Annotated in this window: 17 protein-coding genes and 1 pseudogene; 13 read left to right on the plus strand and 5 right to left on the minus strand. The window is 61.0% G+C overall.

Annotation, left to right across the window (positions count from 1 at the left end; genetic code table 11):
• Window positions 1–28 precede the first annotated feature (28 nt).
• Window positions 29–8,236: a hemagglutinin repeat-containing protein gene (locus DW58_RS18285; RefSeq protein WP_024550409.1), complete on the plus strand. Its 8,208-nt coding sequence runs from the start codon at window positions 29–31 to the stop codon at window positions 8,234–8,236.
• Complete coding sequence (locus DW58_RS21065; RefSeq protein ID WP_152525652.1) at window positions 8,223–8,462, plus strand: hypothetical protein; 240 nt, start codon at window positions 8,223–8,225, stop codon at window positions 8,460–8,462. Before DW58_RS18285 ends, DW58_RS21065 begins: the two co-directional genes overlap by 14 nt.
• A 348-nt stretch (window positions 8,463–8,810) precedes the next feature.
• Here the strand turns inward: DW58_RS21065 and DW58_RS18290 are convergent, their stop codons facing one another.
• Window positions 8,811–9,548 (minus strand): SDR family oxidoreductase, encoded by a 738-nt coding sequence (locus DW58_RS18290; RefSeq protein ID WP_024550408.1) that lies wholly within the window; start codon window positions 9,546–9,548, stop codon window positions 8,811–8,813.
• Window positions 9,549–9,722: 174 nt separating this feature from the next.
• On the opposite strand from DW58_RS18290, the gene DW58_RS18295 reads away from it, so the two are divergent.
• Window positions 9,723–10,658 carry an AraC family transcriptional regulator gene (locus DW58_RS18295; RefSeq protein WP_024550407.1) on the plus strand — a complete coding sequence of 312 codons (936 nt, stop codon included), beginning with the start codon at window positions 9,723–9,725 and terminating at the stop codon, window positions 10,656–10,658.
• On the opposite strand, the gene DW58_RS18300 is transcribed toward DW58_RS18295, so the two are convergent.
• Entirely contained in the window at window positions 10,655–11,185 is a 531-nt protein-coding gene (locus DW58_RS18300) for a hypothetical protein (protein ID WP_024550406.1), read from the minus strand. The two genes, DW58_RS18295 and DW58_RS18300, sit on opposite strands and share 4 nt — an antisense overlap.
• 69 nt (window positions 11,186–11,254) lie before the next feature.
• Here DW58_RS18300 and DW58_RS21470 point away from each other — a divergent pair.
• From DW58_RS21470 to nlpA, 4 genes and pseudogenes are all read left to right on the plus strand, one after another.
• Window positions 11,255–11,359 (plus strand): annotated as a pseudogene (locus tag DW58_RS21470) (LysR family transcriptional regulator); the annotation flags it as partial.
• Window positions 11,360–11,463: 104 nt separating this feature from the next.
• Entirely contained in the window at window positions 11,464–11,874 is a 411-nt protein-coding gene (hiuH, locus tag DW58_RS18305; protein ID WP_024550405.1) for a hydroxyisourate hydrolase, read from the plus strand.
• A 25-nt stretch (window positions 11,875–11,899) separates the two neighbouring features.
• Window positions 11,900–12,379 (plus strand): GlcG/HbpS family heme-binding protein, encoded by a 480-nt coding sequence (locus tag DW58_RS18310; protein WP_024550404.1) that lies wholly within the window; start codon window positions 11,900–11,902, stop codon window positions 12,377–12,379.
• Window positions 12,380–12,573: 194 nt separating this feature from the next.
• The gene (gene nlpA, locus DW58_RS18315) at window positions 12,574–13,368 is read left to right on the plus strand and encodes a lipoprotein NlpA (RefSeq protein ID WP_024550403.1); all 795 of its coding nucleotides are present in this window, start codon (window positions 12,574–12,576) and stop codon (window positions 13,366–13,368) included.
• 68 nt (window positions 13,369–13,436) lie between these two features.
• On the opposite strand, the gene DW58_RS18320 is transcribed toward nlpA, so the two are convergent.
• From DW58_RS18320 to DW58_RS18330, 3 genes are read right to left on the minus strand one after another with little or no spacing between them, the layout of a single operon-like run.
• On the minus strand, window positions 13,437–13,877 hold the full coding sequence (locus DW58_RS18320) for a putative T6SS immunity periplasmic lipoprotein (RefSeq protein WP_152525651.1): 441 nt from the start codon (window positions 13,875–13,877) through the stop codon (window positions 13,437–13,439).
• Window positions 13,878–13,887: 10 nt separating this feature from the next.
• On the minus strand, window positions 13,888–14,412 hold the full coding sequence (locus DW58_RS18325; RefSeq protein ID WP_024550401.1) for a hypothetical protein: 525 nt from the start codon (window positions 14,410–14,412) through the stop codon (window positions 13,888–13,890).
• 12 nt (window positions 14,413–14,424) lie between these two features.
• Entirely contained in the window at window positions 14,425–15,069 is a 645-nt protein-coding gene (locus DW58_RS18330; RefSeq protein ID WP_152525650.1) for a putative T6SS immunity periplasmic lipoprotein, read from the minus strand.
• Window positions 15,070–15,238: 169 nt separating this feature from the next.
• Here DW58_RS18330 and paoA point away from each other — a divergent pair, with 169 nt between their 5' ends.
• The 6 genes from paoA to DW58_RS18360 all read left to right on the plus strand — a co-directional run bounded on the left by paoA (window position 15,239) and on the right by DW58_RS18360 (window position 21,548).
• The gene (gene paoA / locus DW58_RS18335; RefSeq protein WP_024550399.1) at window positions 15,239–15,835 is read left to right on the plus strand and encodes an aldehyde dehydrogenase iron-sulfur subunit PaoA; all 597 of its coding nucleotides are present in this window, start codon (window positions 15,239–15,241) and stop codon (window positions 15,833–15,835) included.
• Window positions 15,832–16,788 carry an FAD binding domain-containing protein gene (locus DW58_RS18340; RefSeq protein ID WP_024550398.1) on the plus strand — a complete coding sequence of 319 codons (957 nt, stop codon included), beginning with the start codon at window positions 15,832–15,834 and terminating at the stop codon, window positions 16,786–16,788. Before paoA ends, DW58_RS18340 begins: the two co-directional genes overlap by 4 nt.
• Complete coding sequence (gene paoC, locus DW58_RS18345) at window positions 16,785–18,983, plus strand: aldehyde oxidoreductase molybdenum-binding subunit PaoC (RefSeq protein WP_024550397.1); 2,199 nt, start codon at window positions 16,785–16,787, stop codon at window positions 18,981–18,983. Before DW58_RS18340 ends, paoC begins: the two co-directional genes overlap by 4 nt.
• A gap of 74 nt (window positions 18,984–19,057) precedes the next feature.
• Entirely contained in the window at window positions 19,058–20,008 is a 951-nt protein-coding gene (locus tag DW58_RS18350) for an XdhC family protein (RefSeq protein WP_024550396.1), read from the plus strand.
• The gene (locus tag DW58_RS18355) at window positions 20,005–20,559 is read left to right on the plus strand and encodes a nucleotidyltransferase family protein (protein ID WP_024562527.1); all 555 of its coding nucleotides are present in this window, start codon (window positions 20,005–20,007) and stop codon (window positions 20,557–20,559) included. The genes DW58_RS18350 and DW58_RS18355 overlap by 4 nt, the downstream gene beginning before the upstream one ends.
• 83 nt (window positions 20,560–20,642) lie before the next feature.
• Window positions 20,643–21,548, plus strand: a complete 906-nt coding sequence (locus DW58_RS18360; RefSeq protein ID WP_024547951.1) for an EamA family transporter — start codon at window positions 20,643–20,645, stop codon at window positions 21,546–21,548.
• Window positions 21,549–21,553: the final 5 nt, after the last annotated feature.

Here is a 21,553-nt window from a genome sequence, read left to right on the forward strand (position 1 = left end):
CGCTGCCACACGCAACAGGGATCTGAGGATGAACAAAAATCTGTATCGTATCGTGTTCAACAAAGCACGCGGTATGTTGATGGTAGTGGCAGAGATTTCCCGTAGCTGTCGTGCGGTAGCCTGCCCGGCATCCGGTCCGTCGTGCGTGAAGCGTCAGTGTATTACCCGTCTGAGCGCGGTCTCGTTCGGCCTGCTGCTGGCGCTTGGCGCGGTGCAGCCCGCTGCCGCCAACATCGTCGCCGATCACAGCGCACCGGGTAAGCAGCAGCCCACCATCCTCAACACCGCCAACGGAACGCCGCAGGTTAACATTCAGACCCCGAGCAAAGCCGGGGTGTCGCGCAACGTCTACAGCCAGTTCGACGTTAACAGCAAGGGCGCGATCCTCAACAACAGCCGTAAAAATGTCGCGACCCAACAGGGCGGCATGGTGGCCGCTAACCCGTGGCTGGCGCGTGGCGAAGCCCGCGTCATCCTTAACGAAGTTAACTCCCGCGATCCGAGCCGCCTGAACGGCTACGTTGAAGTCGCCGGGAAAAAAGCCCAGGTGGTGATCGCTAACCCCTCTGGCATCACCTGCGACGGCTGCGGATTCATCAACGCCAACCGCGCCACCCTCACCACCGGCCAGGCGCAGCTTAAAGACGGCAACCTGACCGGCTATGCGGTCAGCAAAGGCGAGATCGTGGTGCAGGGGAAAGGGATGGACAGCTCCCGCCAGGATTACACCGACATCATCGCCCGCTCCGTCAAGGTGAACGCGGGCTTGTGGGCTAACGATCTGAAGGTCACCACCGGGGCTAACACGGTGGATGCGGCGCATGACCGCGTGGAGGCAAAAGCAGCGGATACGTCCACCCGCCCGCAGCTGGCGGTGGACGTCGCGAATCTTGGCGGCATGTACGCCGGGAAAATTCGTCTGACCGGCACCGAAGCGGGCGTCGGCGTCCGTAACGCCGGAAACATCGGCGCGCAGGCCGGAACGGTGGTGGTCACCGCCGATGGCCGCATCGAAAACAGCGGGACTATCAACAGCAGCGGCGATACGCAGCTGGCGGGCAACGGCGTCACCAACAGCGGCCACGTCTTTGCCGGGGGGAACGCCACGGTCAGCAGCCGCGGCGACGTGGAGCACAGCGGCACGCTGGCGGCAACCGGCAATACCAGCGTCAGCGGTACCCGCATCACCGCCACCAAAGCCAGCACGCTGGCATCCGGCGTGGGCAAAGATGGCAAGGTCGGTAAGCAGGGCGATCTGCGCCTGACCAGCAACGGCACATTGACGATGCAGGGGGAAACCCTGGCCGCCGGTACGCTCGCCACCCGCAGCCAGGGTATCGACGCCCGCGGCGGGCGCGCTAGCGCCACTACCGCCACCCTGGATGCCGGTGATGGCGACATCGATCTGCGCCAGGCGCAGGTCAGCGCGCTGGAGACGCTCGATGCGCGTAGCGCCGGAAAGCTCAATAACGACGGCGGGGCGCTGAATGCAAAACGCGTGGCGCTGAACGCGCACGATATCTCTAACCAGCAGGGTGAAATCGTCCAGACCGGCGATGCGGACATGACCCTTGCCACGCCGGGCACGCTGAACAACAGCGGCGGGCGCATTGCCACCAATGCCACTAACCTCACCCTGAAAGGCATAGACATTGATAACCGCAAGGGCGAGATTGTCCACGCGGGTAAGGGCGCGCTTGGCGTCACCACGCCGCGCTTCAACGGCGATGAGGGGGCTGTCGCCTCGGCGGGCAGCCTGACGGCCGACGTCGGCGATCTGCAGCTTAACCACGCCTCGACCACCGCCCAGCGCGTCACGCTGGACGCGGATAACCTGTCGCACCGCGGCGGCGAGCTGGTGCAGAAAGGCACTGACGAGATGCATATTGCCTCACGCGGTACGCTGGATAACGAAGGCGGCACCGTAGCCGCTAACGGCGCTATCAGCCTCAAAGCCGGGACGCTGAGCAACCGCAGCGGTAACGTCACCGCCGCGGGGGACGGTAGCCTGGATGCCCGCGTCACGGATGCTCTGGACAACGAGAGCGGCACGCTGGCGGCAAACGGCGACGTCACGCTTGAGGCCGGCACGCTCAATAACCACGGCGGGAAAGCCGCGGCGCTTGGCGACGGCAGTTTGCGCGCTGAGGTGACCGGCGTGGTGGACAACACCGCCGGTCTGCTGACCGGTAACAACGCGGTAGCACTGCAGGCCGGGTCGCTGGATAACCGCAGCGGGCAAACCGTCGCCGCAGGTGAAGGTGGGCTTATCGCCAACGTTGGCGGCATGCTGAATAATGAAGGCGGCACATTCGCCGCCGATGGCGATATGAATCTCACTGCCGGGACGCTCAACAACCGCAGCGGGAAAACCATTGCCGCCGGAGACGGCAATCTTACTGCCCGCATCGCCGGCGCGGTGGATAACACCCAGGGCACGCTGGTGGCGGGCAAGGATCTCGATGTGCAGGCCGGCACGCTGAGCAATAGCGGCGGGGTATTCGGCAGTAACCAGAACGCCGTGCTGCGCACCCGCGAGCTGGATAACGCAGCGGGGTCGGTACAGGCCGGTCAGGCGCTGACGCTCAATGGCAGCGATGCGGCGCTGACCGTCAACAACCGCGCCGGCAGCCTGGTAGCCGGGAAGCAGCTCGACGTGACGGCCTCGGCCCTGAGCGGTGACGGAAAAATACTGTCCGACGGCGACATGAACCTTAACCTCGCCCAGGGCTTCACCAACCAGAGCCAGACGGTGGCCAACGGCGCGCTGTCGTTGGTAAGCGGCGGACACGTTGACAACCAGGGCAAGCTGCTGGCGGGCAAGCGTCTGACGCTCAACGCCGCCAGCGCCAGCAACGCCGCAGGCGCAGAGCTGGGTGGCGGTGAAACCCATCTCACCCTGAACGGCACGCTCACCAACCGGGGGCTGATTGACGGCTCGCTGACCCATATTCAGGCGGCAACGCTGGATAACCTCGGCACCGGACGGCTGTATGGCGATCGGATCGCCCTCCAGACCGGCACGCTGAATAACGCTGCCGAAAACGGCGTGGCGGGCACCATCGCCGCGCGCGATCGTCTGGATATCGGCGCAGGTACTCTCAATAACAGCGGCCACGGGCTGATCTACAGCGCAGGCGCAATGGCCATCGGCGGCGGTCTGGATGCGGCGTTTAACGCCACCGGACGCGGCGGCGTGCTGACCAACCGCGGCGCGACCATCGAGTCGGGCGGCGATATGCGCATCGACATGAACGAGGTCCAGAACCTGAACAACAATCTGGTCACCGAAGTGGTGGTCAGTGAGGTGTCCAGCCACCACGAAGCGGTGCTGAAGGGTAAAACCGAGCGCTTTGACTGGAGCCAGGTCGATACCCGTAAAAAGAACAAGTACGGGGTTCACACCGCGAAAATGCCGGACGGCACCAGCGGCAGCGAGTTCTATGAGTACAACTACACCCGCACCGTGCAGGAGACGCGGGTGAAAGAGACCGATCCGGGCAAAATCATCTCCGGCGGCAATCTCACCATCAACAGTGGCCTGGTGCATAACCAGGACAGCCAGATCATCGCCGCCAGACTGCTGTCTGGGGTGATCAGCGTGCTGAACAACGATCCCGCTACCGGGATTAAAACCATCACCGACGTCGGGCGGCAGACGCGCTGGTACGCGAAGAAAAAGAAAAAGAAACTGGGCGGCACCAAAACCTCTCAGGGTAAAAGCGGCAGCGACTATAAGCCCAGCCCGGTTACCCAGACTATCTCGCTCAGCACCGTAGCGTGGCAGAGTAACGGTGCCGTGCAGGGGAGCGGCGCAGCCCCTTCCGGGCGCGACACCGGGCAGTTTGCCCGGCCGGTCTCCCTGACCTTCAACGGCTCGCAGCCGGTACATCTGGCCCCCGGCCAGAGCTGGGAAGTGGGGCAGAACGTGCAGAACGCCAACGGCGCTACGCCGGACCGTCTGGTGCGCACCAGCGGCGTGAACACCCGTCTGCCGTCCGCCAGCCTCTATACCGTGCACGCCTCGCCGACCAGCAGCTACCTGATTGAGACCGACGCGCGCTTTACCAATGAACGCACCTGGCTTAGCTCCGACTACATGCAGAAGGCGCTGTCGCCCAATGGGGATGTGATCCTCAAGCGGCTTGGCGACGGCTTCTACGAGCAGCAGCTGATCCGCGATCAGGTGGCAAACCTGACCGGGCAGCGGTATCTCAGCGGCTTTGACGACGACAATGCCCAGTACAAGGCGCTGATGGATGCCGGTATCGCCTTTGCGAAAGCGCACAACCTGACCGCGGGCGTCGCGCTCAGCCCGGAACAGATGGCGCTGCTGACCTCCGACATGGTGTGGATGGTGGCCGAAACCGTACAGCTGGCGGACGGCAGCAGCCAGCAGGTGCTGGTTCCGCAGGTTTACGTGCGGGTGAAAGAGGGCGACGTGGACGGCAGCGGTTCCCTGATAGCAGGTAACCGCGTCGCGTTGCAGACCGGCGAGCTGAACAACAGCGGCACGCTGCTGGGGCGCGATATCACCGCGCTCAGCGGGAACAACATTACCAACAGCGGCACCATTCGCGGCAGCAATATCGACATCGCCGCCCTGACCGATTTCAGCAACATCGGCGGCACGATGCTGGCCGACGACAGCTTGCAGGTGAAGGCCGGACGCGATCTCACCAGCACCAGTACCCTGCGCGGCGACGCGGCGAACCGTCACCTCGATCGCACAGCGGGTATCTATGTGCAGAACGACGGCGGTAAGCTGGTCTTACAGGGCGTCAACGACGTTAACCTCGCCGCCACGCTGGTGGGCAACAACGGCAACGGGAGCACCACCACCATTGCCGCGGGCAACAACATCAATCTCGGCACCATCACCACCACGCACAGCGAGCGCGGCGACTGGGGCAAGGACAACTATCGCGATCTGACAGCGCGTAACGACATTGGCAGCCAGATTGCCGGCAAGGGCAGCGTGACGCTCTCCGCGGGCAACGATCTGAACGCCCGCGCGGCGACCGTTGATGCCGGGGACGCGCTGACCGCCGTCGCTGGCCGGGATCTCAACATCACCGCGGGTGAGTCGGCCTATCACCTGACCGAACACAGCAAGCAGACCAGCAAAGGCTTCCTCTCGGGGCAGTCGCTGGAGACGCACGATGAAGTCCGGGCGACCGAAGCCGTTGCCAGCAACTTCACCGGCGACAAGGTGACGCTGCTGGCCGGGAACGACCTGGCCGTGCGCGGCAGCAACGTCGCGGGCGACGGCGACGTGCGCCTTGGCGCGGGCAATAACCTGACCATCGACACCGTTGAGGAAAACCGGCAGGAGAACCATCAGCGCAAGGAGAGTAAATCCGGCCTGATGGGCACCGGCGGCATCGGCTTTACCGTCGGCAGCCAGAGCCTGAACACCACCGATGATGGTAAGAGCATCAGTCACGCCATCAGCACCGTGGGCAGCAGCCAGGGCAACCTGACGCTGCAGGCTGGCAACGACCTTAACGCGCGCAGCGCGGAACTGATCGCCGGTCAGGATATGACGCTGGAAGCGAAGAACATCGCCATTACCGCCGCCGCCGACTACAACGAGCAGACCCATAAGGTTGAACAGAAGCAGAGCGGCTTCACGCTCGCGCTCTCCGGCACCGTCGGCAGCGCGGTGAACACCGCCGTTGAGACCGCCCACCAGGCGCAGTCCAGCGGTAACGGCCGCATTGCGGCGCTGCAGAACACCAAAGCGGCGCTGACCGGTATTCAGGCAGCACAGGCGGCACGGTTGGCAATGGCGCAGGCAGGCACGCCAGCCGCGTCCGATAATACCGTCGGCGTCAGCCTCTCTTACGGCTCGCAGTCCTCGTCCTCCACTCAGCACAGCGAACAGACCACCGCGCGCGGCGGCAGCCTGACCGCCGGGGATAACGTCAACATCACGGCGACAGGCTCCGGCGCGAAAGGCGTGGACGGCGATATCCTGATGCAGGGCGCAACGGTGCAGGCCGGTAAAGATGTGAACCTGACCGCCAACCGCGATATCAACCTGCTTTCGGCGCAGAACACCCAGCAGCAGACCGGCAGCAACAAGAGCAGCGGCGGCAGCGTAGGCGTCGGCATCGGCGCGGGCTCCGGTGGCTGGGGCATTAACGTGTCCGCCAGCGTCAACAAGGGCAAGGGCAGCGAGAAAGGCAACGGCACCACCCACACCGAGACGCTGGTTAACGCCGGCGACACCGTCAACCTGACCAGCGGACGCGACACCACCCTGACGGGTGCCCAGGTGAGCGGAGAGACGGTGAAAGCCGACGTCGGCCGCAACCTGACGCTGACCAGCGAGCAGGACAGCGACCGCTACGACTCGAAGCAGCAGAACGCCAGCGCCGGTGGGAGCTTCACCTTCGGCTCCATGAGCGGCTCGGCCAACGTCAGCCTCAGCCGCGACAAGATGCACAGCAACTACGACAGCGTGGTTGAGCAGACCGGGATCTACGCCGGGAAAGGCGGCTTCGACGTCACCGTGGGCGAGCACACCCAGCTTAACGGCGCGGTTATCGGCTCCACCGCCAGCGCGGACAAAAACCGCCTCGACACCGGTACCCTGGGCTTCAGCGACATCCACAACCAGGCGGATTACAAGGTTGAGCACCAGAGCATCGGCCTGAGCACCGGAGGCAGCATCGGCAGCCAGTTTGCCGGTAACCTGGCGAACACCATGCTGGCGGGGGTGAACGATGAGGGCCACGACAGCGGCACCACCCGGGCGGCGGTAAGCAACGGCACCCTCGTGATTCGTGACCAGGACAAGCAGGCTCAGGACGTGGCACAGCTGAGCCGCGACGTGGAGCACGCCAACGGCTCGATTTCGCAGATATTTGATAAAGAGAAAGAGCAGCAGCGCATCCAGCAGGCGCAGCTGGTGGGTGAGATGGTGAGCCAGGCGACGGATATCGTGCGCAGCGAGATGGCTATCCACGCCACCGAAGCGGCGAAAGCGAAGCTGGCGACGGCGTCGAAGGATGACCTGGATAAGGCACGTCAGGACATCCTGGATAAAAACCCGAAAGCGAACCCGGATGCGGAAGCTATTGCCTCGCAGGCCTACCAGAACTATTACGACGCGGAAGTGAAAGCGAGCGGCTTCGGAGTAGGGGGTAAATATTCCCGGGTGATGGATACCGCGGGCGCGGTGATTAAGGGACTGGCGGGCAGCGACCTGGGCGCCGCGCTGGCCGGCGGTGCAGCGCCGTGGATAGCGGAGTACATTGGTCACGGGGCTAAGCTTAACGACGGAGAAAAAATCGCGGCGCACGCGGTGGTCAACGCCGCCCTCGCCGCCGCCCAGGGCCAGAACGCCGCCGCAGGTGCCGCGGGCGCGGTAACCGGCGAGCTGATGGGGATGATTGCCGCCGAGATGTACGGCAAAAAAGCAGGCGCCCTCACCGAAAGCGAAAAAGAAACCGTCTCGGCGCTGGCCACCCTGGCCTCGGGCCTTGCCGGTGGACTGGTGGGCGACAGCACCCAGAGTGCCGCCTACGCTGCGCAGACAGGGAAGACGACGGTTGAGAATAACCTTATGGGTGGCACTGAGTTCGGGCAGGAAGAGTTCATCCGGCAGCATGGCATTGATATGGCGAGCTGTACTGATGCCCCAGGTTCAGCAAGTTGCCAGAAAGCCAAAAATGAGCGTGATGCAGTTGGTCTTGCTCTTGCTACGGGAAGTGTTGCATTCCTTCCAGGAAGCGCTCAAGTAATGTGGGGTTTAGGTGCCACCGCAAATGCTGGGATTGGCTATATGGCAGACGGAACGATCGACCCGGCAAATGCAGCGATTGCGGGATGGGTCAATGTATTCAGTATGGGCAATGGCCTTGTCGGTACGGTTGGCTGGAATGCAGCAGGTGGTGCTTTAGGTAACTGGTTAGACGATAAGGATCCACTGTCTGGCGCTATTTCAAATGGCACAGGTGCAGCATTTGGGTATGGTTTGGGCAAGGGAGTTTCCTGGGCTACTAATGCTGGTGCTAACTGGTGGAAAGGTGGTTGGGATCCTAAATATAACCCTGTTTTAAGGGCGTACACGGAAGTGAAGGGTGATTTTGGTATCTCAAAAGAGATGACCCCAAGTAATATACCTGGTTTCTTCGGGGACGTAGGTGGTTCAGTCTTTTCTGAAACTACAGGTAAAGGTGCAGAAGCCGTAGTGAATAAGGTTAAAGAAAAAAATGAGAAAAAATAATAAATTAATTTGGGCTGTTATATTTATATGTCTTTCGATAATAGGTATGACATTGTTGTCATTATTCGGTTATTTTTTATTCGCGTTTTTATTATGGATGGTAGGCGGACAGTTAGATGTAAATTTGCCGGAAATAATTACCTCTATAAAAATAGGTGTTTTCGGTGGGGGCATCGTTGGTTTGGGCGTTGTGCTGATGAGGCTTTTTAACGTTAAAGGCTTTTGAGTGAGGCCGAGGTCTACACACTTCCTCCGCTTAAATCCTTTGGTTTAGCAGCGCTACTTATAGCCTTCATAGTAAAGGCTACAGGCGCTCATGGCAGACAGGGTGCACCCTGACATTGAGAAAACGATAAATTTGCGTGACATGCCCATAACGGCGCGGCACAGACGTGATGGAAAGCCTGAAACATATCCGGCGCTGAAGATGCGATGCAGTAGGTCAGCCGGCTAAATAGTTCGTACTCACTTAGCATGAACGCCCAAGCGCGCATCGCGCCAACAATCCTCACATCACACTTCTACCGGGGTCTCCTGACCACACTAATAAGCGCCATCCCTGGCTCTGTGACTATCAGTGCGGGCTTGCCACCGGACGCACGATGATTTCACTGACGTCTACGTCATCGGGTTGCGAGATGGCGTATGACATGGCGCGGGCAATGCTTTCCGGTTTCAGGGCGATGCGGCGGAAATCGCGCATCGCTTCCCGGGCGGTGTCGTCGCTGATGATGTCTGCCAGTTCCGATTCCACCACCCCCGGCGAGATGACGCTGACGCGGATGACGTCGGTCTCCTGACGCAGCCCTTCCGAGATAGCCCACACCGCATATTTGCTCGCGCAGTACACGGCTGCGGTCGGCGATACGGCGTGCGCGCCAATGGACGCGACGTTAATGATATGCCCCGCTTTCTGCTTCTCCATGACCGGCAGCACGGCGGCGATGCCGTAGAGTACGCCGCGCACGTTCACATCCAGCATCAGATCCCACTCGTCGACTTTCAACGATGACAGCGGTGAGAGCGGCATGACGCCAGCGTTGTTGATCAGCACATCGATACGGCCATACTTCTCCAGCGCAAAATCGGCCAGACGCTGCACGGAGGCCCGGTCCTGCACGTCGGTTTTCAGCGCGTCGATGGTCGCGCCGTTAAAGCGCAGCTCCTCGCACAATGCTTCCAGACGGTCGGTTCGGCGGGAACCGATCACCAGCAGGTGCCCTTCAGATGCCAGTTGGCGTGCGGTGGCTTCGCCAATCCCGCTGCTCGCGCCGGTCAGAATGATGACTTTACGGTTGTCGTGTTGAGTCAGGTTCATGTGTACGCCCTCTGTACGGTAAGTGAGCGTCCAGAGTAGTGAAAAGGGATTGCCTGAAATAGCGCCAATCCTCTCTGAGTATTGCCTGATTATCTCGTATTGATGAAATACTGTGCGGGATTATGGATTACACTAGCCTGAATCCCGCAATGATACCGGACTGAAACTATGGCGTCACTTCCTGTTCAACAGCAGATCTGTCAGCGAATCATGCAGCTTGCACCTCACGAGGGCTATACCAAATCGCTGCTTGATGAGGTGCGTTTTATGCGTGCCGACTATCCGCTGCCGCGCACCCCGGTGCTGTACGATCCGGGCATTATCATCGTCTGTCAGGGCCGCAAGCGTGGTTATCTTGCGGACCGGATGTACCGCTACGACGCCCAGCAGTTCCTCGTGCTGTCGGTGCCGCTGCCGTTCTCATCAGAGACTGAAGCCACGCCGGAAGAACCGATGCTGGCGGTGGCGGTCAGGCTGGATATGACCACGGTGGCGGAGCTGATCATGCTGATGGGCGAGGCGCGGCAGCCAATCTCAGACCAGCCGGAGGGGATGATCTCCACGCCGCTTGACGGGTCGATGCTGGACGTCCTCAACCGCCTGTTGCAGGCGCTGATGTCACCCCTGGAGGCCAAAGCCCTCGGCCCGTCGCTTGTCAAAGAGCTCTATTTTCGGGTGCTGATGAGCGAGCAGGGCGGCGCAGTGAGGGCGGCGCTGGCCTATCAGGGCCACTTTGGCCGGATTTCACGGGCGCTGAACCATATTCACGCCGAATGGCAAAGCCCGCTCAGCGTGGCGGATCTCGCCAGCCGGGCGGGAATGAGCGTGCCACGCTTTCATATCCACTTCAAAACCATTACCCACACCTCGCCGCTGCAATACATCAAGTCTGTCAGACTGCATCAGGCGCGGCTGATGATGATCCGCAGTAATCTGCCCGCGTCAAAAACCGCGCTGGAGGTTGGGTATGAAAGCGCCTCGCAGTTTAACCGCGAGTTTAAGCGCTTCTTTGGCCGCAGCCCCGGCGAGGAGGCGCGCATGATGAAGCAGGCTCTGGCGCTGCTTCCGCCAGCCGATCTGGAGCGGCTGGCGATCCCGCTTTAGTCCCAGCCCAGCCCGTGCTTTATCGCGCGGCGATAAGGGGTGTCGATCTGCGCCGGAACGCGCTGGAAGTAGTCCCTGGCGTGCTCGCGCGTCTCCCCGGCCAGGCTGTCGAGATAGAGAATCGCTTCGGTCACGGAGGGGACGCGCCCTTCGATACTGTCGCTGCGCGGCGGCAGGCCGGTCCAGATCAGCGCATCGATATCGCGTTCACGCGCCCAGTCGTTAAGCATGCCGCCCGGCGCGTTGTGAATCAGCAGCGAGCCGATGCCGTCGCAGCGTTCTGCGGGGATGCCTTCCCGTTCGCGCAGCGCGTCGCAGGCCACGTCCAGACGATCGACGTCAAGCCAGGCCCAGAGCACCGGCACCGGCGTGGCGTTAAGAGAGATCACGGTGGCCAGTTCGCCACCGTCGCTGACGCGGGAAAACTCAATCGGCACCTGCGGACCGTCCTCTTTCCAGCCCCATACTACCGGCAGGCGGCCCGGTTTCCAGATAAGCGATCCCCAGCCAAGACAGGCAATTTTCATGCGGTTTTCCTGATAAGCCCAAAGGACAATGTAAAAACTGTAGCAGAAGCCTCCCGGTTCGCCCCGCCGCCTTTCCCCGGCTACTACCTCTATTACCCCAGCTGCAAACAGCCGTCGCCGGCGTTTACGCTGGTGGTGGAGGCGCTGAAAGAGAGGCCGCAGGGAAAACGCTGATCGGAACCGCCCTCTGCACAGATGACAACATTGTCATGCTGGCGTCAGGCGATTGCGGACTGAGTGGGGGTATAAATGCGCCACACCCACTCAGGAGAAACGACATGAAAAAATATCTGATCGCTGCTGCACTCGCCGCCTCTTTTTGCGTCCCGTCGATGGTGATGGCCGCGGGCAAAAACCTGCTAAGCGTCCATATCCTTGACCAGCAGACCGGGAAACCGGCACCGGGCGTGGTGGTTACCCTGGAACAGAAGCAGGGCGAGGGATGGAAAAAACTCAATAGCGCCAAAACTGATAACGATGGCCGTATCAAAGGGCTGTGGCCCGAGCAGCCTGAAACCACCGGCGATTTCCGCGTGGTGTTCAAAACCGGCGACTGGTTCGCTTCCCAGAACGCAGGCACCTTCTTCCCGGAGATCCCGGTAGAGTTCCACATCAGTAACACCGACGAGCACTACCATGTTCCGCTGCTGCTGAGCCAGTACGGCTACTCCACCTATCGCGGCAGCTGATATCCGCCAGTAAAGAGGTGAAAACATGAAGCGAACGCTGATGGCGATGATGGTGGCGCTGCCGGGAATAAGCGCGGCGGCAGCCCCTGCGACGGTACACGACATGACGCTGGAGCTGGCGACAACGCTGGCGTCCGGCACCCTGGCTCAGTGCCGCGAATACGACAAAAAAGGCGTGGTGGCGGTGGTGGATCGCGGCGGCAATCCGGTGGTTGTGATGCGCGATGACAACGTAGGTCCGCACAATACCCTGGCGGCGCAGCGGAAAGCCTATACCGCGCTCTCCACCAAAACCCCCACCCAGGCGTTGGCGGAAAAGGCGCGGGCGGATGCCGATTCGGCCAACCTTACCACGCTGCCCGAACTGCTATTACTGGGCGGTGGCGTACCGGTCGTGTTCAATCATGAGGTGATTGGCGCCGTGGGCGTGGCCGGTATGGGCGGCGCGGAGTTTGACGGGAAATGCGCGGCACAGGCCATCGAAAAAGCACTTCCGGCACGCTAATCCTCTGCGTCCCTGCATGGCGACGTCTGATGTTTATATCAGATGTCGCTTTATCGCCCCGCATGCGCGGCATATCGCGATTTCATCTTACTCATGCCTATTCGTTTTTATCCCTGCCACCGTGAAGCCGCTATAGTCATTTTCATTCAGGATCGTACTGTTTTAAAAGGATATCTGCCGTGAAAAAGTCTGTAATGCGTTTCGGGGTCATTCTGCTGGCCGGGAGTCTACTTATTGGCTGCGATCAACGCGGCAGCGATGCAAAGCACATCAGGGTTGGCGTGATAAACGGTGCCGAGCAGGATGTGGCGGAAGTCGCTAAAAAGGTGGCGCAGGAGAAGTACGGTCTGGACGTCGAGCTGGTGGGCTTCAGCGGTTCGCTGTTGCCAAACGACGCCACCAACGCTGGTGAACTGGATGCCAACGTGTTCCAGCATCGCCCCTTCCTTGAGCAGGACAATCAGGCTCACGGCTATCATCTGGTGGCGGTCGGCAACACTTTCGTGTTTCCCATCGCTGGGTACTCCCGAAAAATAAAGCGCGTCTCCGACCTGCAGGACGGCGCGACCGTCGCGATCCCCAACGACCCCACCAACCTGGGCCGGGCGCTGCTGCTGTTACAAAAAGAGAAGCTGATCGAACTTGCGCCGGGGAAAGGGCTGCTGCCCACCACGCTCGATATTCGTAACAACCCGCATCGGCTTAATATCATCGAAATGGAAGGCGCTCAGTTACCCGGCGTGCTTGACGATCCGAAGGTGGACGTGGCGATTATCAGCACCACCTATATCCAAAATATTGGCTTGTCGCCGGTGCATGACAGCGTCTTTATTGAGGACAAAAACTCGCCTTATGTGAACATCATTGTGACCCGCGAGGAGAATAAGGACGCGGAGAACGTAAAAGCGCTTATCAGGGCCTGGCAGTCGCCTGAAGTCGCCGCGGCTGCCGAGAAAATCTTTAACGGCGGCGCGGTGCCTGGCTGGTAACTTGCGAGTCTAAAAAAAGCAGGCGTCAGGCCTGCTTTTTAATGCGTGTCGGGTGAAACCGGCGCGCGTTATAATTCGCGCTCTTCAAGCACCACGCGGTATGCGTGACCATTTTCGATTTCGAAGGCGCTGATAACCTGGCGTCCCGCATATTTTGTCCACTGCGCCTTTTTATTCGACCACAGAATGACTTGCACGACGTACTCCAGACGTTGGTCAAATTTATAAAAAGAATAGGGAATGCAGACTTGCCCGTCAGTGATTGTTAAACCTGGGTTTTCCTGATACCAGCGCTCTTTCGGCGGCACATGGCGAGGGTAGATCATTATCATTCTGATTTGGAAATCTGAAGCATCTGGAACGGCTACACAGAGCGTGTCGTTTACCTTCGTCGCGGCAGTAATATCGGGTGCAGGATATCGCAGGTCTACATCCCGCTCGATTACCGGACAGCCTGTTAACAGGAGAAGTGAAGCAAACAGCATGCTGAATCTCAGGAAAAAAATCATCCAGTCAGTCCTATGGGAAAAATAATAGTGTTCTGGCGAAGAGCGCATGAAGCGCGTGCTCGGGAACATCGTTCAGGCAGGTGATGCCTAATAGATTTCGGCTTTTACGCCAGGTTGAATAGCCTTCCTGGATAAGCACAAAATAATCTGCAATTATCTGTGCCTGCTGCTCCATTGGATATTCATTCAAAAATCGCTCGTCCAGAATATAGTCATAACTGGCCGCCCAACTGAATGCGCCGCGCAGCCGCACACTCATCCCCCTTTCTCGCTGCCAGACATGCGCCAGTTCATGAATAAAAATATGCTGTAGCGTTATCGACGCCTTTGAAAAATCATCCCGGTAAAGATCCCGCAGATAAATTTCGCCATCAGGCGCCATCGCTACGCTTCCGCTTTGCAGTCCAAACGGCAGATAGCTGTCATGGTGGATCCAGACCTTGTGCCACGAAATTGTGTTTTTGAAAACACGTCTGGCGAGCCGGGTTTCACCCGGCGTAAGCATCCGCAATCCGCCTTCCTTGAGAGTGTTCATCCATAATCCCGATTATAATTCGCGCTCTTCAAGCACCACACGATAGGCGTGATCATTTTCGATTTCGAAGGCGGCCATCACGAGTCTGCTGCCGAAACGTGTCTCTTTATATTTTTTATCCGACCACATCACCGCGCGTATCACATATTGGCGATGCTCCTCGAAGGTGTAAAAGGCGGGATCAATACAAAGCTGGCCCTGATTAATGGTCAGATTAAGATCGGGTTCGTCTTTATACCACCGGGTTTTAGAGTCCGCACCTCTGGGGTAGATTGAAATCATTCGCAGGCGATAATCTGCCGTATAGGGTACCGCGATGCAGAGATCGTTTCCTTTTAATGTTGCCCTGGTAATGTCTGCTGACGGATAACGCTTGTCGAGGTCGCTATCCATAACAGGACAACCAGTCAAAACATGCACGCATGCTACTGTCATCACGAATTTTATAAGGTATTTCACACGCATCATCCCTAAAACAAGTGAAGCACTTTCGCGATCTCGCCTGAGGTGAGTAGCCTTAACCCGCCTTCCTTCATTTTTTTCACTTCCATTGCGATATCCCTTTTCCTGACGACGGCCTGAATAATACCCGTCCTGATTAAAGGGATTTGCGCGCCTGTAATGTAAAGCGATTAAAAGCAGACATTTCCAGGCCACTGGTACCTCCGCGCCTGACGTAGCTGAGGGGCGTTCATGATTCTGGTTCACCTCACTCTGCGAAGCGCGATAGCGAGCGCCGACTACTATTAACTATTCGTGATTATAAAAGCCGTGCAGTACATAAGCGGCAAGCATCCCACTTATTACAAAATACTGGAGGCCTGGTATGAGCAACCACGGCGAAGAGACTGAATATGGGCACCTGCCGGACCCTGACGCCAGCGCGCGTTTCACCCACCCATCGCCCGAAACGCTGCCCGTGCGGCTAACGGTAAACGGCGAGATCCGCGAGCTGAACGTCGATACCCGCACCACGCTGCTGGATGCGCTGCGCGAGAACCTGCACCTTACCGGCACCAAAAAAGGGTGCGATCACGGGCAGTGCGGCGCTTGTACCGTCATTGTCGATGGTCGGCGCATCAACTCATGCCTGACCCTGGCCGTCATGCATCAGGATGCGGAGATCACCACCATTGAAGGGCTGGGAACGCCGGATAACCTGCACCCGATGCAGGCCGCGTTTGTTAAACACGACGGCTACCAGTGCGGCTACTGCACCCCTGGCCAGATCTGCTCCTCCGTGGCGGCGCTGAAAGAGCTTGAAGCGGGCATTCCAAGCCATGTCACCCACGATCTGGTATCGCCCCCGGAGATGACCGCCGATGAAATTCGCGAGCGCATGAGCGGCAATATCTGCCGGTGCGGCGCCTATTCCAACATTCTTGCTGCGATCGAGGATGTCGCCGGAGGCCAGAAATCATGAAGGCATTTACCTACCAACGCGTAGAGACGCCGGCCGAGGCGGCAGCCAGCGCCCAGCGCACGCCCGGCGCAAAATTTATCGCGGGCGGCACCAACCTGCTCGACCTGATGAAGCTTGAGATCGAAACCCCGGTGCACCTGATAGACGTCAACGGCCTGGCGCTGGACAGCATCGAGCCGACCGCCGAGGGCGGCCTGCGTATTGGGGCGCTGGTGCGTAACACCGATCTGGCCGCCGATGCGCGGGTACGCCGTGACTATGCCGTGCTGGCGCGCGCGCTGCTGGCGGGGGCGTCAGGCCAGCTGCGTAACCGGGCCACCACCGCCGGCAACCTGCTGCAGCGCACGCGCTGCCCCTATTTCTATGACACCAATCAGCCCTGTAATAAACGCCAACCCGGTAGCGGCTGCGCCGCATTGAAAGGCTACAGCCGTCAGCTGGCTGTAGTCGGGGCCAGCGAGGCCTGCATTGCCACGCACCCGAGCGATATGGCGGTCGCCATGCGGGTGCTGGATGCGGTGGTGGAAACGGTCAACCCTGACGGGCACGAGCGCCGCATTCCGCTGGCCGATTTTTATCGGGCGCCGGGCGATACGCCGCATCTGGAAACCGTACTGGCACCGGGGGAGCTGATTGTGGCCGTAACGCTTCCGGCCCCGCTCGGCGGGACGCACATCTACCGGAAAGTGCGGGATCGCGCCTCTTACGCCTTTGCGCTGGTGTCGGTTGCGGCCGTCGTACAACCCGATGGCTCAGGTCGCGTCGCCATGGGCGGCGTGGCGCATCAACCCTGGCGGCGCGATGAGGCGGATGCGCAGCTCGCCCAGGGCGCGCAGGCCGTCTATGACCGGCTGTTTGCCGACGCACAGCCAACCGATGAAAACGCATTCAAGCTCACTCTGGCGAAGCGCACGCTCGCCTCGGTGCTCGCAGAAGCGGGGGGACAGGTATGAAATTCGACAAACCGGCAACAGAGAACCCCATCGACCAGCTTAAGGTCGTTGGCCGCCCGCACGATCGCATCGACGGGCCGCTGAAAACTACCGGCACCGCCCCTTACGCCTATGAATGGCACGACCTGGCGCCCAACGTCGCCTATGGCTGCATGGTGGGGGCCGGGATCGCCAAAGGGCGCATAACCGCGATGGATACTGAGGCCGCGCAGCGCGCACCCGGCGTGCTGGCGGTGTTGACTGCCGACAACGCGGGTCCGCTTGATAAAGGCGAGATGAACTTTGCCAGCCTGTTGGGCGGCCCGGAGATTGCGCACTACCACCAGGCGATTGCCCTGGTGGTGGCCGAAACCTTCGAGCAGGCCACTGCGGCGGCCGCGCTGGTGCGGGTCGATTATCAGCGTGAACCCGGCGCATACGATCTGGCCGCAGAGAAACCCGGCGTTACCACCCCGCCAGAGGATACCCCGGATAAAATCGTCGGCGACGTGGAGCACGCGTTAGCCGAGGCGGCGGTCACGCTCGACGAAACCTACACTACGCCCGATCAGAGCCACATGGCGATGGAGCCGCACGCCTCCATGGCAGAGTGGGAGGGCGACAAGCTTACGCTCTGGACTTCCAGCCAGATGATTGAGTGGTGGCGCGGCGATCTGGCGAAAACGCTTAACATTCCGGCGGAGAATATCCGCGTGCGCTCGCCCTTTATCGGCGGCGGGTTTGGCAGCAAGCTGTTTCTGCGTAGCGATGCGCTGCTGGCCGCGCTCGGGGCGCGTGCCGTCCAGCGTCCGGTGAAGGTGATGCTGCCTCGCCCGCTCATCCCGAATAACACCACCCATCGCCCGGCAACCATCCAGCGGGTACGCATTGGGGCGGAGACCACGGGCCGCATCACGGCCATCGCCCACCATAGCTGGTCGGGTAACCTGCCCGGCGGCCCGACGGAGACCGCCACCAACCAGACCGAGCTGCTCTACGCGGGCGCAAACCGCGATACCGGCCTGCGGCTGGCGGAGCTGGATCTGCCGGAGGGGAACTCCATGCGCGCCCCTGGCGAAGCGCCAGGGCTGATGGTGCTTGAGATTGCCATGGATGAGATGGCCGAGAAGCTGGGCATCGATCCGGTGGAATTCCGCATCCTGAACGACACGCAGGTTGACCCGGCCCACCCGGAGCGCTTCTTCTCGCAGCGGCAGCTGGTCACCTGCCTGCGCACCGGTGCCGAGCGCTTCGGCTGGCAGCAGCGCAACCCGCAGCCGGGTCAGGTGCGCGAGGGCCGCTGGCTGGTGGGCATGGGGATGGCGGCAGGCTTTCGTAACAACCTGGTGACCCCCTCCGGCGCGCGCGTTCATCTGGACGCCCAGAGCAACGTCACCGTTGAAACCGACATGACCGATATCGGTACCGGGAGCTACACCATCATCGCCCAGACCGCGGCAGAAATGCTGGGCGTACCGCTGGAGAACGTAGAGGTGCGGCTGGGGGATTCTGATTTTCCTGCCTCCTCCGGATCGGGCGGGCAGTGGGGCGCTAACAGTTCCACGGCGGGTGTGTACGCCGCCTGCGTAAAACTGCGGGAAACCATCGCTGAAAAGCTCGGTTTTGATGCGAACAGCGCCGAGTTTGTTGATGGCACGATCCGTACCCAGGGGCGCAGCGCGCCGATCGGCGAGGCGGCATCAGCGGGAACCCTCACCGTTGAGGACGCGATGGAGTATGGCGATCTCGACAAACAGTTCCAGCAGTCCACCTTTGCCGGACACTTTGTCGAGGTGGCGGTAGACGTCGCCACCGGTGAAGTGCGGGTGCGCCGGATGCTGGCCGTGTGCGCTGCGGGCCGCATCCTTAACCCCAAAACTGCGCGCAGCCAGGTGATCGGGGCCATGACCATGGGGCTGGGTGGCGCACTGATGGAGGAGCTGGCAGTGGATACCCGGCAGGGCTATTTCGTGAATCACGATATGGCGACCTATGAAGTGCCGGTGCATGCCGACATCCCGGAGCAGGAGGTGATTTTCCTCGAGGAGGCAGACCCGATTTCGTCGCCGATGAAAGCCAAAGGGGTGGGCGAGCTGGGCCTGTGTGGCGTCAGCGCCGCCATCGCCAACGCCGTTTATAACGCCACCGGCGTGCGGGTGCGCGAGTACCCGGTGACCCTCGACAAGCTGTTGAGCGGGCTGCCGGCCCTTGCGTAACGCGCCTGCGGTTCTGCTCGCCCGGTGCGCCAGAACCGCGGGGCTGACCCTTTCACGTTCAGGATGGAGGTAAGGTGCTGCAACAGCTTCCCTTAACAGACCCGGCGGTCTGCCCCCCGCTTACGCCTGAAGCGGCGTTTCTGACTGACGACAGCGCAGCTATCCTGCGCTTTGCGGCAGAGGCGTTCAACGCAGGCAGGGCGGTGGCGCTGGTGACGCTGGTCGAGATCCGCGGCGGCGCGGCGCGTCCGCTGGGGGCGCAGATGGCGGTACGCGATGACGGCATGTACTGCGGTTTCGTCTCCGGTGGCTGCGTGGAGTCCGCCGCCGCGCACGAGGCGCTGGAGGTGATTGCCTCCGGCACCGACCGTACGGTGCGCTACGGCGAAGGCTCGCCCTGGTTCGATATTGTGCTGCCCTGCGGCGGCGGCATTACCCTCAGCATTCATAAGCTGCGCAGCGCCCAACCCCTGCAGGCGGTGCTTGAGGCGTCGTCTCTGCGTCAGGCGGTATCCCTGCGCTACTGCCCGGCGTCGCAGACGCTGACGTGCGTTCCCCCGACGCACGCCACCGGCTGGTACGACGCCGCGTTTGACGTCTGCTATCGCCCCTGTACGCGGGTGATCGTCTATGGCCGCTCGCTGGAAGCCGACGCCACGGCGCGCGTCGCCAGGGCGGCAGGGTACGACGTTCACACCAGCGATAGCTTCAACCCGCGCACCTCGTTTGCGCTAATGGATGCCCACACTGCGGTGATCCTGCTCTATCACGATCTGAACCGCGAGCTGCCGGTGCTGCAGGCTGCGCTCGCCGCCAATCCGTTTTATATCGGCGCGCTCGGCAGTATGCGGACCCACGCCGCGCGCGTGACGACCCTGAACGAGCTGGGCTGGCGTGAGGAGGATATCGCGCGCATCAACGCCCCGATTGGCATATTCCCCAAAGCGCGGGATGCGCACTCGCTGGCGCTCTCGGTGCTGGCCGAGGTAGCGGCCGCGCGCCTGCGTGAGACCCACGGCGAGTGAGTGCCCCGACGGTTATCGTGCTGGCCGCGGGCCGCGGGGCACGCTTTCTCGCCTCCGGCGGCGCGACCCATAAGCTTAACGCGCTCGTCACCGGCAAGCCGGTGCTCAGTCATGTGCTTGACGCGGTCGCTGCCGCCGGCCTCGCCTGGCATCTGGTGCAGCCGGACGGAGGGACCGGCGGCATGGGAGAGTCCATCGCGCTCGGGGTGCAGGCCACGCCTGACGCCAGCGGATGGCTGATCCTGCCGGGCGATTTACCGCTTATCCAGCCGGATACCCTGCGTCGTGTGGCGGCTTCGCTGCGCGATGACCGTATCGTGGTGCCGCACTACCAGCAGCGTCCGGGGCATCCGCCGGGGTTTGGCCGGGCCTGGTTCTCCGCGCTGGCATCGCTGACCGGGGACGTGGGGGCCAGAGCGATTGTGCAGGAGGCTCGCGGACGCGGTGCGGTAGTGGATCTCGCCACGGAGGATATCGGCGTGGTGCAGGATGTGGATACCGTCGCCGATCTGAGCGTGGTGACGGCGATACTTGAGCGCGCGCGTGAGTGAGGACACCCATCGGCACAGGGAGAGGAACAGCCTGTGCTATGCTACCCGGCGTTATGAAATGACTTCAGATCGCAGGGGACAATATGAGTGTTGCAAAGAAAGGGATGCTGTACGTGCTGGTGGCGGCCGTGCTGTGGGGAAGTTCAGGCGTATGCGCGCAGTACATCATGGAAAACAGCGCCCTCACGTCGCCCTTTCTGACCATGATTCGCCTGCTGTTTTCCGGCTTTATCCTGCTGACTCTGTCGTTCATCAACGGCGATAAAATTTTTGGCATTCTCCAGAACCGTAAGGATGCCATCAGCCTGCTGCTGTTCTCGCTGTTTGGGGCGTTGACGGTCCAGCTGACGTTTCTGGTCACCATTGAAAAATCCAACGCCGCCACGGCAACGGTGCTGCAATTTTTGTCGCCGACCATTATCGTGGCGTGGTTTGCGCTGGCGCGTAAAGCCCGGCCCGGCGCGTTGGTGTTCGCCGCGATTTTCACCTCGCTGGCGGGGACGTTTCTGCTGGTCACCCACGGTAATCCCACCGCGTTAACCATATCCCTGGCCGCGCTGCTGTGGGGCATTGTCTCTGCATTTGCCGCGGCCTTCTATACCACCTACCCCTCGGCGCTGATCGCCCGCTATGGCACCCTGCCGGTCGTCGGCTGGAGTATGCTGATTGGCGGGGCAATGCTGCTGCCGTTCTATGCCGGTCAGGCAGGCGAGATGATGATGGGCGGGGACGTGCTGCTGGCGTTCTTCTATCTGGTGGTGGTGGGAACCGCCATCACGTTCAGCCTCTACTTAAAGGGCGCGCAGCTGATTGGCGGCCCGAAGGCGAGCATTCTGAGCTGTACGGAACCGCTGAGCAGCGCCTTTTTGTCGGTGCTGCTGCTCGGCGTCAGCTTTACGCTGCCGGACTGGCTCGGCACGCTGCTGATCCTCTCCTCGGTGGTGCTGATTGCCGTGGATTCACGGCGCAAACCCCGCGCCGCGGCCTGAGTCCG

The organism is Siccibacter turicensis LMG 23730 (genome assembly GCF_000463155.2).
GTDB classification, from domain to species: Bacteria; Pseudomonadota; Gammaproteobacteria; order Enterobacterales; family Enterobacteriaceae; genus Siccibacter; species Siccibacter turicensis.